At 38.2% G+C, this 19,085-nt stretch carries 14 protein-coding genes and 2 pseudogenes; all 16 read left to right on the top strand.

Features of this window, described 5'->3' with window-relative positions:
* The first annotated feature begins 44 nt into the window (after nucleotides 1–44).
* The 16 genes and pseudogenes from KHA88_RS05205 (at nucleotide 45) to KHA88_RS05130 (ending at nucleotide 18,867) form a co-directional block, all read left to right on the top strand.
* A complete protein-coding gene (locus KHA88_RS05205) occupies nucleotides 45–458 on the top strand; it encodes a CoA-binding protein (RefSeq protein ID WP_213096841.1) in 414 nt (137 codons plus the stop codon).
* A 201-nt stretch (nucleotides 459–659) separates the two neighbouring features.
* Nucleotides 660–2,639: a DNA topoisomerase IV subunit B gene (gene parE / locus KHA88_RS05200; RefSeq protein ID WP_346729157.1), complete on the top strand. Its 1,980-nt coding sequence runs from the start codon at nucleotides 660–662 to the stop codon at nucleotides 2,637–2,639.
* Nucleotides 2,636–5,080 carry a DNA topoisomerase IV subunit A gene (gene parC, locus KHA88_RS05195; RefSeq protein ID WP_213121483.1) on the top strand — a complete coding sequence of 815 codons (2,445 nt, stop codon included), beginning with the start codon at nucleotides 2,636–2,638 and terminating at the stop codon, nucleotides 5,078–5,080. Before parE ends, parC begins: the two co-directional genes overlap by 4 nt.
* Before the next feature lie 200 nt (nucleotides 5,081–5,280).
* Nucleotides 5,281–6,315: an N-acetyl-gamma-glutamyl-phosphate reductase gene (gene argC / locus KHA88_RS05190; protein ID WP_213121482.1), complete on the top strand. Its 1,035-nt coding sequence runs from the start codon at nucleotides 5,281–5,283 to the stop codon at nucleotides 6,313–6,315.
* 22 nt (nucleotides 6,316–6,337) lie between these two features.
* Nucleotides 6,338–7,567: a bifunctional glutamate N-acetyltransferase/amino-acid acetyltransferase ArgJ gene (gene argJ, locus KHA88_RS05185; protein ID WP_213121481.1), complete on the top strand. Its 1,230-nt coding sequence runs from the start codon at nucleotides 6,338–6,340 to the stop codon at nucleotides 7,565–7,567.
* Between the two features lie 14 nt (nucleotides 7,568–7,581).
* Nucleotides 7,582–8,361 carry an acetylglutamate kinase gene (argB, locus tag KHA88_RS05180; RefSeq protein ID WP_213121480.1) on the top strand — a complete coding sequence of 260 codons (780 nt, stop codon included), beginning with the start codon at nucleotides 7,582–7,584 and terminating at the stop codon, nucleotides 8,359–8,361.
* On the top strand, nucleotides 8,361–9,518 hold the full coding sequence (gene argD, locus KHA88_RS05175) for an acetylornithine transaminase (protein WP_249312908.1): 1,158 nt from the start codon (nucleotides 8,361–8,363) through the stop codon (nucleotides 9,516–9,518). The genes argB and argD overlap by 1 nt, the downstream gene beginning before the upstream one ends.
* 69 nt (nucleotides 9,519–9,587) lie before the next feature.
* Nucleotides 9,588–10,640, top strand: coding sequence for a carbamoyl phosphate synthase small subunit (locus KHA88_RS05170; RefSeq protein WP_213107067.1), 1,053 nt, complete (start codon nucleotides 9,588–9,590; stop codon nucleotides 10,638–10,640).
* On the top strand, nucleotides 10,633–13,743 hold the full coding sequence (gene carB / locus KHA88_RS05165) for a carbamoyl-phosphate synthase (glutamine-hydrolyzing) large subunit (RefSeq protein ID WP_213121479.1): 3,111 nt from the start codon (nucleotides 10,633–10,635) through the stop codon (nucleotides 13,741–13,743). The genes KHA88_RS05170 and carB overlap by 8 nt, the downstream gene beginning before the upstream one ends.
* Complete coding sequence (gene argF, locus KHA88_RS05160) at nucleotides 13,743–14,687, top strand: ornithine carbamoyltransferase (protein ID WP_213121478.1); 945 nt, start codon at nucleotides 13,743–13,745, stop codon at nucleotides 14,685–14,687. The genes carB and argF overlap by 1 nt, the downstream gene beginning before the upstream one ends.
* A 63-nt stretch (nucleotides 14,688–14,750) precedes the next feature.
* On the top strand, nucleotides 14,751–15,203 hold the full coding sequence (locus KHA88_RS05155; RefSeq protein ID WP_213121477.1) for a staygreen family protein: 453 nt from the start codon (nucleotides 14,751–14,753) through the stop codon (nucleotides 15,201–15,203).
* 301 nt (nucleotides 15,204–15,504) lie between these two features.
* Nucleotides 15,505–16,262 (top strand): annotated as a pseudogene (locus tag KHA88_RS05150) (NAD(P)H-quinone oxidoreductase); the annotation flags it as partial.
* Between the two features lie 299 nt (nucleotides 16,263–16,561).
* Complete coding sequence (locus KHA88_RS05145) at nucleotides 16,562–17,095, top strand: dihydrofolate reductase family protein (protein WP_213121476.1); 534 nt, start codon at nucleotides 16,562–16,564, stop codon at nucleotides 17,093–17,095.
* Nucleotides 17,096–17,263: 168 nt separating this feature from the next.
* A pseudogene (locus KHA88_RS05140) lies at nucleotides 17,264–17,500 on the top strand (VOC family protein); the annotation flags it as partial.
* A gap of 210 nt (nucleotides 17,501–17,710) precedes the next feature.
* On the top strand, nucleotides 17,711–18,067 hold the full coding sequence (locus KHA88_RS05135; RefSeq protein WP_213096868.1) for a VOC family protein: 357 nt from the start codon (nucleotides 17,711–17,713) through the stop codon (nucleotides 18,065–18,067).
* 488 nt (nucleotides 18,068–18,555) lie between these two features.
* The gene (locus KHA88_RS05130) at nucleotides 18,556–18,867 is read left to right on the top strand and encodes a hypothetical protein (protein ID WP_213121475.1); all 312 of its coding nucleotides are present in this window, start codon (nucleotides 18,556–18,558) and stop codon (nucleotides 18,865–18,867) included.
* Nucleotides 18,868–19,085 lie beyond the last annotated feature (218 nt).

Here is a 19,085-nt window from a genome sequence, read left to right as displayed (position 1 = left end):
TACGATTATATTAATACTTTAAGGTTTTTGGGGAGGAATCTATTGTGCCAATTGAGAATCCAAGTCGTGAAGAAATAGGACAAATTTTGAAAAAAGCGAAGAGAATTGCAGTTGTAGGCTTAAGTGCTAATCCAGATCGAACTTCATACATGGTGTCGGAGGCTATGAAAAATGCAGGATATGAAATTATTCCGGTAAATCCGCTCGTTGACGAAGTATTTGGAATAAAGGCTGTAGCTTCATTAAAAGACATTAAAGGGCATGTTGATATTGTGAACGTATTCAGACGTTCGGAATTCTTGCCAGAAATCGCCAAAGAATTCTCAGAAATCGATTCAGATGTATTTTGGGCTCAGTTAGGGGTAGAAAACGAGGAAGCATATGACTTTTTAAAAGAAAAGGGCTATACAGTCATTATGGACCGTTGCATTAAGGTAGAGCATGCATTAACAAAATAAACGAGTCTGCAAGCGCAATGCTGCGCTTGCTTTTTTTGGCCCCAAAAAAATATAAAAGTGAATGGAATAATTAATGGCAATTTGCCAAATCTGGCATAACGGATATAAAATAAGACATACGTGCAATGTTTTGCTATGATAAAGTTACGAACAGTTGTTTGTTTGAAGGGCGAATCGGCCTTTAGTGAAAGGGGAATATGAGTGGCCAAAACTATAAATAACTTTGAATATAATGATGAATCAATCCAGGTGCTCGAAGGCCTTGAGGCAGTTAGAAAGCGGCCTGGTATGTATATCGGATCTACGGATTCACGGGGCTTGCATCATCTTGTCTACGAAATCGTCGACAATTCAGTAGATGAAGCTTTGGCAGGGCATGGCAATGAAATCATTGTGAAGCTCCATAAAGATAATAGTGTCAGCGTTGAAGATAAAGGTAGAGGAATGCCAACTGGAATGCACCAGACAGGTAGACCTACAGCGGAAGTAATCCTGACTGTTTTGCATGCAGGCGGTAAATTTGGCCAAGGGGGCTATAAAACGAGTGGTGGGCTACACGGAGTTGGCGCATCAGTCGTTAACGCGCTCTCCGAATGGTTAGTTGTGACAATTAAACGAGGTGGATTCGTCTATGAACAGAAGTTTCATCATGGCGGAAAACCAAAGACAACGCTAGAAAAAATTGGAACGACTAAACAAACGGGGACAACGATCCATTTTAAACCGGATCCGGCCATTTTTAGTGCTCTTGTTTACAATTATGAATCTCTAAGTGAAAGACTGCGTGAATCTGCATTTCTAATGAAGGGATTAAAAATTGAAATTATTGACTTGCGCCATGATGAGCGCGAAGTTTTTCATTATGAAAATGGAATAGAAGCTTTTGTGGAATATTTAAACGGTGAAAAGGATGTTCTCCATCCAGTTGCATCATTTGAAGGAGAGGCAAATGAAATTGAAGTAGAATTTGCCTTTCAATTTAATGATGGTTATTCAGAAAACATGTTGTCCTTTGTCAATAATGTGCGGACAAAGGATGGCGGAACACATGAAGTTGGTACTAGAACGGCAATGACGCGCATTTTCAATGAATACGCGCGTAAAACAGGGTTATTGAAGGAAAAAGATAAAAATCTTGAAGGATCTGATATTAGAGAGGGTCTTGCTGCGATTGTGTCGGTTAGGATACCCGAAAATTTACTCCAATTCGAAGGCCAAACAAAAGGCAAGCTTGGTACAGCTGAGGCAAGGTCCGCAGTTGATACAGTAATTTCAGAGCATTTAGCTTATTTTCTAGCGGAAAATCACGATGTCAGCTCCTTACTAGCCAAAAAAGCAGTAAAAGCTGCACAGGCTAGAGAAGCAGCACGGAAAGCACGAGAAGAGGCGAGAAGTGGGAAAAAACGGCGGAAAACGGATGCGCTTTTATCAGGAAAACTTACGCCAGCCCAATCTAGAAACCCTTTAAAAAATGAATTGTATCTAGTGGAAGGTGATTCTGCCGGTGGATCTGCTAAACAAGGACGCGATCGACGGTTCCAAGCCGTGCTTCCTCTTCGCGGAAAAGTTATAAATACCGAAAAGGCAAAACTTCAGGATATTTTCAAAAACGAAGAAATCAACACGATTATTCATACGATTGGTGCCGGCGTTGGAGCCGATTTCAATTTAGATGATGTAAACTATGAAAAAATTGTGATTATGACAGATGCTGATACAGACGGTGCCCATATCCAAGTCTTGCTTCTAACCTTCTTCTACCGTTATATGAAACCATTGCTTGAAGCAGGGAAAATTTATATTGCACTGCCCCCGCTTTATAAGGTGAGTAAAGGAAGCGGGAAAAAAGAAGTGATTGAATACGCTTGGACAGATGAAGAACTGGACGGAGTAACTAAAAAAGTCGGAAAAGGCTATATGCTTCAGCGCTATAAAGGTCTGGGTGAAATGAATGCCGACCAGCTCTGGGAAACAACAATGAATCCGGAAACGCGCACGTTAATTCGTGTACTCCTTGATGATGCGGCAAGAGCCGAAAAAAGAGTAACAACTTTAATGGGAGATAAAGTAGAGCCCCGCAGAAAATGGATTGAAAATAATGTTCAGTTTGGTATGGAAGAAGATCGCAATATATTAGAAAATGAAAACTTGACAACGCAAGGGGGAGATCAGTTCTCATGAGCATCGAAGAAAAATTTCAAGATCTGCCTTTAGAAGATGTAATTGGGGACCGTTTCGGCCGCTATAGTAAATATATTATTCAAGAACGGGCTTTACCTGATGCCAGAGATGGATTAAAGCCAGTTCAGCGACGAATCTTGTATGCTATGCATATGGAAGGCAATACAGCGGAAAAAGGTTTTAGAAAATCAGCAAAAACGGTTGGTAATGTAATTGGTAATTACCATCCTCACGGAGATACATCCGTATATGATGCGATGGTAAGAATGAGCCAACCTTGGAAAGTTCGGCAAATGCTCATTGAAATGCATGGAAACAATGGAAGCGTGGATGGAGATCCGGCTGCTGCGATGCGTTATACGGAAGCGCGTCTCTCACAAGTGGCTTCCGAGCTATTAAGGGACATTGATAAAAGAACGGTTGACTTTGTGCCAAACTTTGATGACACATCTTCTGAACCAATCGTACTTCCAGCTAGATTTCCTAACTTACTTGTGAATGGTTCTACCGGGATTTCTGCTGGATACGCTACCGATATCCCTCCGCACCACCTCGGCGAAGTGATTGATGCTGTAATTATGCGTATAGAAAAACCCCATTGCACAGTAGAAAATGCGATGACCGTATTAAAAGGACCAGACTTTCCTACAGGCGGTATTATTCAAGGCGTTGATGGAATAAGAAAAGCCTATGAAACTGGCAAAGGCAGAATTATCGTCAGGGGAAAAACGGAGATTGAAACAATGCGCGGCGGACGCCAGCAAATCGTCATTACTGAAATTCCTTATGATGTTAATAAAGCCAATCTCGTAAAAAAAATGGACGAATTCCGGCTTGATCGAAAACTAGAAGGTATGGCAGAAGTACGAGATGAAACTGACAGAACCGGTATGCGGATTGTTGTTGAATTAAAGAAAGAGGCCGACGCGGAAGGCGTTCTTAACTATTTATTTAAAAATAGTGATCTTCAGGTTACTTATAACTTTAATATGGTTGCAATTGAAAATCGCCGACCAAAACTTATGGGTCTGCTAAGCCTCCTTGACGCTTACATTGAGCATCAAAAAGAAGTTGTCACGAATCGTTCTAAATATGACCTTCACAGAGCAGAGGAAAGACACCATATCGTAGAAGGGTTAATGAAAGCTCTCTCCATCTTAGATGAAGTAATTGCAATCATTAGAGCTTCCAAAGATAAGCGGGATGCCAAAGACAACCTCATTACCACATATAGCTTTACTGAAAAACAAGCAGAAGCAATCGTATCTCTCCAGCTTTATAGGCTGACAAATACCGATATCACTGCATTGCAAACAGAAGCCGATGAGCTTTTAGATGAAATTAAAAAATTGACATCCATTCTTGAAAGTGAGAAAAATCTTCTCGGGGTAATCAAGAAAGAACTGAAAGAAATCAAGAAAAAATATGCAGATGCTCGGCGTACTGTGATTGAGGAAAAAATATCGGAAATAAAGATCAACCTGGAAGTTATGATTCCAAGCGAAGATGTAATTGCAACGGTAACAAAAGAAGGATACTTTAAACGAACAAGCATACGTTCCTACTCTGCTTCAAATGGGCAAGATTTGGCGATGAAAGAATCAGACCGACTTTTACTTTTGGCAGAAATAAATACAACCGATACTTTATTGTTATTTACAAGTAAAGGCAATTATTTATTCTTCCCTGTGCATGAACTACCCGATATTCGTTGGAAGGATCTTGGCCAACATGTTGCGTCTGTCATGCCGATTGCGCGGGATGAGGAAATTATTAAAGCTATACCAATAAAAGAATTTGTGCCCGATGTATTTTTGCTGTTTTTCACTAAAAATGGCATGGTGAAAAAAAGTGTATTGAATTTATATAAAGCACAGCGTTATTCTCGACCATTAGTAGGGATTAATTTGAAAAATGATGATGAAGTTGTAGATGTTCACCTCACGGACGGCAATAAAGATATATTTATTGCAACCCATTCTGGCTACGGTCTTTGGTATTCGGAGGATGAGATTGGTCCTGTAGGTATAAGAGCAGCAGGCGTTAAAGCCATAAATTTAAAAGAAGATGATTATGTAGTTAACGGTGAAGTCTTTTCTTCGGATGCTGAGGTTAGTGTATTCATTGCTACCCAGCGAGGTGCTGTCAAGAAGATGAAGCTTTCTGAGTTCGAAAAAGGAAGCAGAACAAATCGTGGAATCGTCATGTTGAGGGAACTAAAAAATAATGCTCATCGAATAATTGGAATGAAAATCGTTGATAAACGAACAGAATTGTCCTTAATTAGCGAAAAAGGACAAGAGGAACAGATTAACACTTCGGAATTGAGGTTCAATGATCGATATTCTAATGGTTCATTTGTAATGGACGAAGCTGTTAGCGGTAAGGCTAAAGAATTAGTTAGAAACTTGAAAATAAATGAAGACAACGAAGAAAAGTAATTGCTTTAATGGAAAGCCTTCAAGATTAGAAGGCTTTCTTTTTTTATTTCAAAAAAGTATAAATATACTATTGTATTTATTTTTATTCAACGTATAATAGGAAACATCAAAAAATATTCTGTTTGTTATGCAAATTCGTAGTATTTTTTATTCTCGGTAAAAAATCTACACTTAGATTATGCAATATAGGAGTGAAAAAAATGAAAGCAGGTATTGTTGGAGCGACTGGCTACGGAGGCGCAGAGTTGCTGCGAATTTTACATTCGCATCCGGAATTTCAAATTGGCGCCTTGTATACCTCGTCACAACAAGGGGAGGCCATACAGAATCATTATCCGCATTTGACAGAAAACTTTCCGCAAGTTTTGGAGGAAATCAATCCTGTTCAAATGGCCAAAGAAATGGATGTTATTTTTTTAGCTGTTCCTTCAGGTATTGCTTCAAAGCTGGCGCCGCAAATATTGGATGAAGGATGTGCGGTGGTTGATTTATCAGGTGACTTCCGGTTAAAGAATAGCGCTGACTATGAAGATTGGTATCATAAAAAGGCAGGGCCAGAGGAATGGATTGAAAAAGCGGTATACTCCCTCCCCGAACTTAATCGAGCGAGTATAAAAGGAGCAAGGTTTATCTCGAATCCAGGATGTTATCCAACTGCTACATTGCTTGGTTTAGCCCCCCTGATTAAAGAGGAACTCCTTGTGGAAGGTTCCATCATCGTAGATGCAAAGTCGGGTGTGTCCGGTGCTGGCCAGTCACCTAGTCTAAGCACCATTTATAGTGAACTCAATGAAAATTTAAAAATATATAAAGTAAACGAGCACCAACATATACCAGAAATTGAACAAATGCTTAAGATCATGGGCTATTCCTCACCAATCACATTCCAAACTCATCTTGTACCGATGACTAGAGGAATCATGGCAACCATTTACGGATCGATTAAAACAAACATAACGGAAAATGATTTATGGAACTTATATGCAGAATACTATCGTGATGAACCGTTTGTCAGGGTAAGGGGTAAAGGAAATTTTCCAGCAACTAAAGAGGTCGCCGCTTCCAACTACTGCGATATCGGAGTCGCGTTTGATGAACGGACAAAGAGAGCAACGATTGTATCTGTTATTGATAATTTAATGAAAGGTGCTGCGGGTCAAGCGATTCAAAATGCCAATATTATGTTTGGTTTTGATGAAACCACAGGGTTAAATTTTAGCCCTGTTTATCCATAGCAACATAAGAGGAGTGAAAAAAATGCAAACAAAAAGTAAACAGCAAATATTAAAAGTAGAAGAAGGAAGCATTGTAACACCGCTCGGCTTTTCAACAGCCGGTCTTCATACGAAGGTAAAGCGGAAACGCAATGATTTAGGAGTGGTTTATTGCGATGTGCCTGCTGATTCTGCAGCTGTCTATACATTGAATCAAATCATTGCAGCTCCTCTAAAGGTTACGAAGCAAAGTCTGGCAGAGGAAGGAAAGCTCCAAGCAGTTGTCATCAATAGTGGAAATGCAAATGCGTGCACAGGCGACCAAGGACTAATCGATGCTTATTTAATGAGAGATGCCGTTGCGGATTTATTTTCAATAAAAAACAACTATGTAGGAGTAGCTTCTACAGGAGTGATCGGTGAAAAAATGCCGATGGATAAAATTCTCCCTGGGATCGGCAAGCTTGTCCCACAGAAAAGCAGTCAAGCCGCCAATCAATTTAATGAAGCCATTTTAACGACGGATACATGTATGAAAACGACTTGCTTTGAAACGACTATTGATAGTAAAAAAATAACCATGGCAGGATCAGCCAAAGGTTCTGGCATGATTGCCCCGAATATGGCAACCATGCTTGGGTTTATTACAACAGACGCTCATATTCCTCACGAATATTTACAAGTGGCACTAAAAGAAGTGACGAATGAAACTTTTAATCGTATTACAGTTGATGGAGATACATCAACGAACGACATGGTGATTGTGATGGCAAGTGGATTAGCTTCCAATAATGCTCTATCTCCAGCACATGAGGACTGGGAAGCATTCATCCAGTTGTTGAAACAAGTTTGCCAAGACCTTGCAATGATGATTGCTCGCGATGGTGAAGGTGCTACTAAACTTATAGAAGTTAATGTGCAGGGGGCCGCCACAGATGAAGAAGCCGGGAAAGTGGCTAAAACAGTAGTAGGTTCTGATCTTGTGAAAACAATGGTGTTTGGTTCTGATCCGAACTGGGGGAGGGTCATGATGGCTATAGGAAGGAGTGGGATGACACTCGACCCTGAGACAATAGATATTACGATTGGCCCACATCCGCTTTTAGTGGGCAGTCAGCCTACAAATTACGTGGAAGAAAACCTTAGTTCTTATTTAAACAATGAGAAGGTAGAAATAAACATCCATTTAAATATCGGGGATGGATCTGGAAAAGCTTGGGGCTGCGATTTAACGTATGACTATGTCCGTATTAATGCCAGCTACAGAACATAAGGAGGGTTAAACACATGGATGGAATTGTTGTCATTAAATGTGGCGGCAGTATGATTGACTCCCTATCAAAGGATTTTTACGAAGGGATAAGGGAGATGCAAAACAATGGATATAAACCAATTATCGTCCATGGAGGCGGACCTGCAATTAATCAGCTCCTTGAGGACTTGAGTATTGAGTCAGAATTTGTGAACGGATTAAGAAAAACTACAGATGACGTAATGAATGTAGTAGAAATGGTCCTTTCTGGGACGATGACTAACAAACTAGTTAGACAGTTGCAGAAACACGGAATTACTTCTATTGGCATTACAGGTTCGGATGGCGGATTAATGTATGCAAAGGCAAAAGACTTAGAAAACTTAGGTTTAGTAGGTGAAATCACCCACGTGAATCAAGACTTGCTATTTAACTTAATTTCTATTGGATTAGTCCCAGTTATTTCGCCAATAGCCATGAGTTCCGATAGCGAAGATTATTATAATATTAATGCAGACACAGCTGCGGCTGCCGTAGCAGTTGCCGTAAAAGCAGAAAAGCTTTTATTCGTAACGGATGTACCGGGTGTTTTTAAAGACAGCAAAATTATTGAACAGGCAACGACGATTGAAATCATGTCTTTAATAGACGATGGAACCATTTCAGGTGGGATGATTCCAAAAGTAATGGCTGCCATCCATAGTTTAGAAGGTGGAATGAATGAGGTAATGATCGTCAGCGGTCAAACACATTTGCTTGATGGTTCAAAAATTAATGGGACAACGATCCAAAGAGAAATGGAGGCAGTGAAATAATGACCTGTTTATTTGAAAACTATGCAAGATGGGATATAGAGATTGAATCCGGAAGCGGTACCCATGTTATTGATTCTACCGGAAAAGCTTATCTTGATTTTACTTCTGGAATTGGCGTATGTAATCTAGGTCATTGCCACCCATCTGTCATTGAATCAGTTTCAAACCAGATGCAGAAATTATGGCATACATCAAATTTATTTAAAAGCTCCTTACAAGAACAAGTAGCCGAAAAACTAACAGAATTTTCAAATGGAAGCTCGGTTTTTTTCTGTAATAGCGGAGCAGAAGCGAATGAAGCGGCTATTAAACTAGCACGTAAATATACTGGGAAATCAAAAATTATTACTTTCCATCAATCATTTCACGGGCGCACACTTGGAACGATGGCTGCCACGGGTCAGGATAAAGTCAAACAAGGTTTCGGACCGATGCTTGAAACGTTTATCCATCTCCCATTCAATGATATTGAAGCTTTAACAAACGAAATAGACGATGAGACTGCAGCGGTGATGCTTGAAATTATTCAAGGTGAGGGCGGCGTTTTTCCAGCCGAAGAGTCCTTTTTATTAGAACTTGAAAATCTGTGCCAAAAACACGGGGCTTTATTAATTGTAGATGAAGTGCAAACTGGAATTGGCAGAACTGGCAAACCATTCGCCTATCAGCATTATGAAATTTCTCCTGATATTATTACATCTGCCAAAGGACTGGGAAATGGTTTCCCGACAGGCGCTATGATTGGCAAAGAACAACTAAAAACTGCGTTTAACCCTGGCAGCCATGGTTCCACATTTGGCGGAAATCCACTGGCAATGTCAGCGGCAAAGGCAACATTGGATACCGTCTTTGAGAAAGAATTTTTGAGTGAAGTGAATAATAAAGGAAATTATTTGTTTGAAAAGCTATCTGAACAGCTTTCTAGTTTAAAGAGCTTAGTAAGCATTCGTTACAAAGGTCTCATGTTTGGCCTAGAATTTTCCGAAGAAGTAGGACCCTTGCTTAGTTTATTAAGAGAAAATGGGTTGATCGTTCTTTCTGCCGGGCCCAATGTTATGAGACTACTTCCACCGTTAACAGTTACATATGAGGAAATGGATGTTGCAATTGAAAAAATCAGTACAACATTGCTTGAAAGTAAAAAGGCCACATGTTAATATTTTTTTAACTTCAATGTATAAAAATTCATAAATAAAAATAAAAATGCGGAATTGGAGAGGTGCATAATGGAAGGTACCTTAAAACTTGCTAATGGCTCAGTATATACCGGCCATTGGCACGGTCATATAAATGAATGTTCAGGTGAATTAATATTTTATACAGGAATGAGTAATTTCTTAGAATTTCTGACGGACCCAGTCGTTAAAGACAAAATCATTTTAGCGACATACCCTGGAGTTTTAAACTGTCAGATTGATGAGAATAAATTTGAAAGTAAGGATTTTCAACTGGCCGGGCTTATAACACAACAAGAATGGATTAATCCAGCAAATGCCGAATCAAAACTAATGACTACTTTCCAAAAAAATAATATTCCAGTTTTGACAGGAATGGATACGAGAACGATCATTAAGCAGCTGTTAAAAACAGGCGAAATGCCAGCATGTATGTCTACAAATCAATTAAACTATGTAAATATTTCAGATAAAAAAAATAAGAGCGAACATTTACAAAAACAAATCATTAATCCAACCGGAAAAAAGCATCTAGTTGTCATTGATTTTGGAGTAAAAAATTCATTAATACGCTGGCTTGTGCAATTTAATTACAAACTTACAATTGTTCCCGGAGAAACTACTGCCGCTACTATTAGAAAAATCAACCCTGATGGTCTTGTGTTTTCTGGTGGATCAGGTAATCCTTTGCACTGGAAAAGCTATTTCAACGAGTATAGCGAAGTAGCAAAAGCATATCCGACATTGGGATTTGGATTAGGTCATCAAATTCTTGCATCGGCTTTTGGGGCTAACATAGCGAAGATGAAATGGGGACATAGATGTTTTAAACATCCGGTCATTCATCATGCAACGAAGTTAGTATATATGACTAATCAAAATCATGGATATGCCATTGCCAAATATGGCCTTAAAGATAGTGGGTTTAAACCATCATTTACGGCTGTACAGGATGGGTCTATTGAAGGGCTAATTCATGAAAACTATCCGATTACTACGTACCAGTTTCATCCTGATGGAAAGAATACCAAACTTGAACTTTTAATTAATGACTCTTTTTCACATCAGTTGCAGCAATACAAAGGAGAAAATATTTATGCCTAAGAGAAATGACATAAAGAAAGTCTTGGTTATTGGATCGGGGCCGATTATTATCGGCCAGGCGGCGGAATTCGATTATGCGGGCACTCAAGGTTGCTTAGCTTTGAAAGAAGAAGGCATTGAAGTTGTCCTTGTTAACAATAATCCTGCAACGATTATGACAGATGAACAATTTGCCGATATTGTTTATTTTGAGCCTTTGACAACGGATAGTCTTACAGAAATTATCAAGAAAGAGCGACCAGATGGAATATTGGGGACGCTAGGCGGTCAAACTGGCCTCAATTTAACTGTGCAATTGTATGAGTTAGGTGTACTTGACCAGTATGGCGTACAAGTGCTTGGAACAACTGTTAACTCGATTATCCAAGGTGAAGATCGTGAAGCATTTAGGGCTTTAATGCATGAAATCAATGAGCCTGTGCCTGATAGCGAGATTATTCATTCAGTCGGTGAAGCTGTAGAATTTGCTAATAAAACAGGATACCCGGTTATTATCAGACCTGCCTACACACTCGGTGGTGGAGGTGGAGGAATCGTATCAACAGAAGAAGCGCTCGTATCTGTTGTAAAGAAAGGGTTGGAGGCAAGTCCGATCACCCAGTGCTTGATAGAAAAGAGTATAGCGGGCTTTAAAGAATTAGAATTTGAAATGATCCGCGATGATAACGATACTTGTATCGCCATTTGCAGTATGGAGAACTTTGATCCCGTCGGCGTCCATACTGGCGATTCAATCGTTGTTGCACCCCAACAAACGTTAACGGACAAAGAATATGAAACTCTTTATACATCTGCTGTTAAAATTATTCGCTCATTAAAAATTGTTGGCGGATGTAACATCCAATATGCTCAAGACCCGGATAGTAATCAATATTATTTAATTGAGGTAAATCCAAGATTAAGCCGTTCTTCTGCACTTGCCTCTAAAGCAACAGGCTACCCGATTGCGAGAATGGCCGCAAAATTAAGCCTTGGCTATCAGTTGCATGAATTAATCAATCCAGTAACTGGAATAACTGTTGCAAGTATAGAACCAGTTGTTGATTATACAGTAGTCAAGATGCCCCGTTGGCCATTTGATAAATTTCCAGATGCAGATCGTAAACTTGGCACACAAATGAAGGCAACGGGCGAAATAATGGCCATTGAACGCCATTTGCCTGCAGCTCTTCAAAAAGCTATTAGATCACTAGAGATTAATACATGCGGCCTAGAGTTACCGCAAATAGCCTCATACAGTGACGAGCAACTATGGCAGTCTGTTACATTACCTGATGATTTGCGTTTCTTTGCTATCCTTGAGTTGATTAGAAGAGGAATATCTATTCAAGACATTCATGAAGCTACAAAAATCCAATTGTTTTTCCTCGAAACTCTTGTTTTACTCATTGATTTAGAAGAACAAGCAAGGAAAGAAAAAATCGATAATGTTAGCCGAGATTTTTTACTAAAGCTTAAAACAAATGGTTTTTCTGATCAATGGTTAGCGAAAATATGGAAAACAGATTTGAAGAAAATAAGAGAAATATTAAAGGAAGAACAAATTAGTCCTGTTTATAATATGGTTGATTCATGTGCAGGAGAATTTCCGGCAACGGCTCCGTATTTTTACTCGACATGGAAAGGGCAAGGAGACTTTTTCCCTAAAAGTAAGAAGAAAAAAATGGCGATTATCGGTTCTGGTCCAGTAAGAATTGGTCAGGGAATTGAGTTTGATTATTGTACAGTTCATAGTGTTCTTGCTTTAAAAAAAGCGGGGTATGAAACGATTTTAATTAACAATAACCCCGGGACAGTCAGCACTGATTTTCAAGTTGCAGACCGCTTGTATTTTGAACCACTTCGAGCAGAAGATGTATTAAATGTATTGGAATATGAAAAACCAGAGGGTGTCATCGTTCAATTTGGCGGACAGACAGCCATTAACTTAGCAAAAGAGTTAGAGGAAAATGGGATTCCTTTACTCTCAATTAGTCAAGATCATATCGATGTGTTTGAAGATCGGGACCGTTTTTACTCGCTATTAAAAGAGTTAAATATCCCGCATATTCCTGGTATAACAGCTTCCTGTGAATCGGAGTTGAAAGAAAAAATCGCAGAAATCGGTTTTCCACTCTTATTAAGACCCTCATATGTAATTGGCGGTCAAGGAATGCTCATTATCGAAGATATAAAGGCTTTAGATAAAAGTTTGGATAAAATTACTTATCCAGTTCTAATTGACGCCTATTTTAAAGGAACTGAGATGGAAATAGATGTTCTTTCAGATGGAAAGAATATTTTCGTACCCGGGTTTTTTGAGCATATTGAGAAAGCGGGTGTACATTCAGGAGATAGCATGGCGGTTACCCCGCCGGTAACAGTTTCCCTGCACCATCAAAAAACTGCCTTTAATTACTCGGAAAAAATAACTCAAAACCTTGGTTTTAAAGGTATATTTAATGTCCAATTTGTGATTTATAACGATATTGTTTATGTATTGGAAGTAAATCCACGTGCATCAAGAACTGTTCCAATTATTAGTAAAATTACTGGAAACAATTTAATTGAAATGTGCGTAAACATCTTAACAGGAGTTTATGTTGACCTGAAGCCGAACACAAAACAATCGTATTACGCGATTAAGAATCCAATCTTTTCAACCGGGAAATTAGAAGGGATAGATCCTCTCTTAACACCTGATATGAAATCAACTGGGGAACTCATCGCGTTTGGCAGCAACTTTGATGAAGCATTAGCTAAAGCGGTGAAATGGAATGACAGAATTAACTTCAAACAAGATTTGGAAATATATGTTGACGTGTCTGAAAAAGATCTTCCAGCTTTAAAGAGTATTTTTGTGAGTAAAGGAATTTCAATTGCAAACGATCAATGGACATTTGCGGAATGGCTAAAGAATGGAAGTAGTTCCATCCTGTTTAGTAATGGTGATACCGAAGAATCAAAGCAAAAAAGAATGGCTGCATCAGCAGCACAATTTATAGTTATTACAGAAATGGAAACACTTGAAACATATATAGCTGCCCACAAACATGAAGTTGTTAAACCGTTATCGATGCAGGAGTGGCTAAAAGGTTCGACGGGAAAGGAAAAGGTGATTTGATGAATACAGTCATGAACAATCTTAAGGGAAGAAATTTGCTAACTTTATCAGAGTATACTACTGACGAAATCATGTACCTTCTTGATAAAGCGATTGAGTTAAAAAAAATGCAAAAAGAAGGAACGGTCCATCATTATTTACAAGGGAAAACGTTGGCGATGATTTTTGAGAAATCTTCTACAAGAACACGCGTTTCCTTTGAGGTAGGCATGCAGCAACTTGGTGGTCATGCTTTATTTCTAAGTAGAGCGGATATTCAACTTGGCAGAGGAGAAACTGTCCCAGATACGGCCAAAGTATTGTCACGTTATGTAGATGGAATTATGATTCGTGCACACGAGCATGAATCGGTTAAAGAGTTAGCAAATAATTCTGATGTACCGGTTATTAATGCTCTAACAGATGATTATCATCCATGTCAAGCACTGGCAGATTTACTAACCTTATATGAAGTGAAGGGAAGCCTTAAAGGCAAAAAGTTAGCCTATGTAGGGGATGGCAATAATGTAGCTCATTCATTAATGATTGGTTGTGCTAAAACAGGCGTGGATTGTACCGTTGCCGTTCCAATAGGCTATGAACCTAAACAGGAGATATTTGATCAGGCGAAGGAGTTTGCTAAGATGACTGGTGCAACAATTGAAGTAACACATGACCCACAAGCGGCAGTAGCAGAAGCTGATGCGGTTTATACAGATGTTTGGACAAGTATGGGCTGGGAAGACGAAACGGAAGTTAGACTAAAAGCTTTTGCACCATATCAAGTGAATGCCGAGCTCATGGCTTATGCTGACAAAGACGCTATATTCCTTCATTGTCTCCCGGCAAAACGCGGTGAAGAGGTAACGGCTGAGGTCATTGATGGACCACGGTCCCTTGTATTTGAAGAAGCTGAAAACCGCTTGCATGTGCAAAAAGCTTTATTGGTTGCATTGATGGCATAATCTTTCACCACTACTAGGCATGTGTCATACTATAAAGTAAACAATAAAAAGGGGAGCTGCTTGATGATAAAGCTGCAATCCAATCACTTTACTGTAATGGTCATTCCGCCTGCAACCTCCTATGGACCTGTCGATAGTCGAAAATATACATTATCAAATTCGAACTCACATTCAACACCAGTTTTAACCATTAGTACCGCTGATCATAAAGTAGCCAATAATGAAGATATGCTTACGGCTGAATGGATGCCAAAGCTTGGTGAATATGTGCTTTCCGTAAAAATTAATGTAGGCGGAGAAGAAATAACCGAGGATATTGCTGAACAGCGCTTTCAGACGATTCATTCCATGCTTCCAGAAATGCTTTCTCTCATTATAAAAAGTGATTATGCACTTTTTAAACATGTTCCGTGGCTTCTTGATGCATCTATTTATGTTCAAAATGATTCATGTTATCCTCGTTTATGTACACTGGAAAAACTGGGAACACCACGCAAATACTTGAATGGTTATTAATGATCATTTCATGATAGTGTACCGTTGAGAAGGATGTGTTCGACCCCGACCACCGGTATCTTTAAAATAAATTTAGAAGTTAGAAAGAATAGTTAAGCTCGCAAACCTTGGTACGAAAAGGTTTGCGAGCTTTTTTTGGTGAGAGTTTATTGAAATATCACCAATGATCTCATAACAAACAACACTATGTACTAAATACACATTACTATCTGATTTATCCTCGCACGAAATTGGTCCTGGTATACGTGAAGCTGTCACCACCCGTAATAAGGTAAGGTTAGGAAAAAAAGTAGGCACAGGTTCAGAAAGCGAGGTTGGTACGCGCGTTATGGGGCTTGTGAATGGTGGCGGTTATGCCGAATACGTTGTAATGCCGGCTGACAGAGCGATGGTGATTCCCGAACAGCTCTCATTTGAGGAAGCTGCTGCTATACCTGAAGTGTTTTTAACCGCCTATCAAACATTATTTTGGATAGGGCAATTACGTACAGATGAAACCGTACTGATCCATGCTGGTGGAAGTGGGGTCGGAACTGCAGGATTCAACTTGCGAAGCAAATCGGTCAAGCGAATGTCATAACGACAGCCGGATCGGAAGAGAAGCTTGATATTTGCCGGTCATTAGGGGCGGATGTTTGTATAAACTATAAGAAACAGAACTTTGATGAGAAAATATTAAATATCACCAAAAATCAAGCGGTTGATTTGATTCTTGATTTTATTGGTGCATCCTATTGGAGTAAGAATCTTTCGAGCATCAAAGTAGATGGACGTTGGGTGTTAATTGGTATTTTAGGAGGAGCAAATATAGAAAACGTTAATTTAATGGATTTAATGTCAAAACGTATTCAGCTGACTGGCACATTGCTTACACCAATAAGCGATGAATACAAGGCAGCACTGACAACTGAATTTTCCGCCAAAGCCCTAGATCTTTTTGACAATAACAAGCTTCGTCCGACTGTTGATCAAGTTTTTCCTTTTAATCAAATCCAACAAGCACATGAACATATGGAGAACAACAAAAACATCGGAAAAATTATTTTAAAGGTAGATTAATACGAATGAACACGGGTACAATGTCCGGTTTTTCAGTCTTTCTAGGAGTGGATTTGAACTAAAATTAACTAAGTGAGCTTTAGTGGAATCATAAACCTAGGCTGTTCCATAATCGGCACGATTGATGAATAAGCGTTAATCCTTCTTCATTAAGCGGGTGCATTAATCAAAGAAGGATTAACGCTTTTTTTGTTGAAGTTATTAAGCTAAAGGGGCAGTTTAGTTCAATAAAAGTGTAATTTAATGTTAGATTAAAAAGAATAGTATATCTTGTAAGTACAGTAAATAGGAGGCGTGTTATGAAGGATCAACGGAATATTGTATTGTTTATTGCTCAAAGTCTGGATGGGTATATTGCAACAAAAGGAGATTCATTAGATTGGTTATTTAAGATTGAGGGCGAAGGGGATAATGGATATACGGAATTTTTTGAAACGATTGACACAATCTTAATTGGCAAAAGAACATATGATTGGATAATGAAACAGGAAAAAGGTCAATTCCCATATAAAAATAAAGATTGTTACGTATTTTCTCGATCTCAATTAGAAGATACCAATGATGTTAAATTTGTAAATGAAGACATTGTTACCTTTACTAATAACTTAAAAAAAGAAGAAGGAAAAAATATTTGGATAGTTGGTGGTGGAGACTTATTACATACGTTTTTAAAAGAAAAGTTAGTGGATGAACTGGTTTTGACAATTGCTCCATCTATTATTGGAGATGGAATTCCTTTATTTAAAGTTGGCGATTATCAGCTAGACCTATATCTAAAAGGAACTAGAACATTTAATCAATTTGTTGAAATACATTACATTGTAAAAAAATGAACATAAATACTTTAAAACTATAAGGGGCGATGCTTAATATAGTTACCCAAATTTTGTTTGGATAACTATGTAGATTGTGAAGAATCGAACTTAAACTAACGGACAGTTTAGTTGAAGAGGAACTAATCCGAAAATTTAAAAAACAAAGACAGGCAGGAGTTAGATACGATGATAAAAGGTTTCGGAGGAATATTTTGGAGAACTAAGAATCTTGAAGTTATAAAAAAATGGTACAGTGAAGTGTTGAAGATTGAAATGAAAAATTGGAATGGGACACTGATTAAACCCCAATTAGGAAATGAGACTATCTTTTCTTTCTTTACCGAGAATGACAGTTATTTTCCAACAGAACAACAAGTGATGTTAAATTTCCAAGTACATAATATAAACGAGACGATTAAGCATTATTTGGATTAAAGATTCCTGAAGGTCGACTGGTCGAGCTATGGGAGGAATAACGGGTTGTAAATTATTCATATTTTGTTGAATAAACGGGTGCTTGAGCGAAACAAGATGTCGTAGTTGCGGCTCCTTTTTCTTGCTCCACTACCGGGCAAGTTAACTTATTAAAACTACAATGTTAAAATATAAAAATACATAATAGAGGTGCAAGTTATGGAATTAATAAATCTACGTCCATTTATTCCCTCAGGTGAAGATTATCACCTGGCACAAAGTTTTTTTGAAGATCTAGGTTTTGAAAAATTGTATTCCGACGAGGGATTAAGTATCTTTCGAATGGCGAAGCAAGAATTTTTCCTTCAAAACTTTCACAACGAAGAATTTCAGGGGAATTATATGGTTGAATTGCTTGTAGCAGATCTAGATGGTTGGTGGACGCATATTCAAAAAAGTCTTCTTGCCAAATATCCTATTAAGGTAAAGGAACCCACACTATATCCTTGGGGAAAACGTGAGATTCATTTAATTGATCCATCTGGTGTGTGTTGGCATATCTCAGAAACAAAATGAAACTGTATTAAAGGGGATTGGATAATAAATAAGAGGTTACAAACTGTTTCCCTATAGACAGCTTTTTCTTATATAACTGTCGAGGGCTATCTTTAGTTGAGTTGTTGTAATAACTCCTTTTTTGAAGATGGATTGTGAAGTAATGTACTGAAACTATAGGGTGCGTTTCTACAATAGTGGAGACGCTTTTTCTTATTAAGCTATCGGTAGGCTAGTGGAAAGAGGAATTACCTGGGTGTTGTTGAATATTAAATAACGAAAGATATTTACTGAAATAAGGAGGGTATTTTTTATAAAAAAACCTTACAAAAGATTTAGGAATATATATTTGAATTAGAGAGTAAAACGTTGAGATATATTTGTTTTTTTTATAAGGGAGTGAGGGGTTAAGTGTAAATAGTACAAAGGGAATAAATATTGCTTTTGCATTAATACTTATAATTTTTTTGTTGGGTTGTTCAAGAGAAATTTTGCTGGAGGATCAAATCGTGAAAATTCTTGAGAACAGCGAAAATAGGGATTATGAAAGTGTTATTGACTATGACATAAAAGGTAATTATATTGTGGTTGTTTATAAGAGTAAAGAAAATGAACATTTAAACATCGGATTTATAAAGATGAAAAATGGTGAATTAGATTGGGAGATAGGTATAGGTGGTCCGGAATTATCAGGTGGCGATAGTTTTATTTCTGACCCAATATTTGTAAATATTATTATTCCCAAGGAACCTGGTGTAAATAACGTGAAAGTATTTGGGGAATATGCAAAACAAGTAAGGTATTCAAATGAAATTAATTAATGGATTGCGTATACCGATAAATCAGCTTAGATGTTGATTATATAAAATAGTTAAAATCCTTATTCAACTAAAGGGGCAGGTTAGTTGAAGAAGAAAATGGGAGTTTTTATGTCGCATTAGACTCATTATGTGTAATAGAAAGAAAAGCGCAAAAAAATTACGCCTGTAACTTAAATAGTAAAAAAAAATTACTGTTCTGGGTGAAGGATATTGCAGGC

The sequence above is a fragment of the Lederbergia citrea genome (genome assembly GCF_018343525.1).
Lineage (GTDB): Bacteria > Bacillota > Bacilli > Bacillales > Bacillaceae_C > Lederbergia > Lederbergia citrea.
Note: the sequence above shows the minus strand (reverse complement) of the source record. Positions and strands in the feature narration are given on the sequence as shown.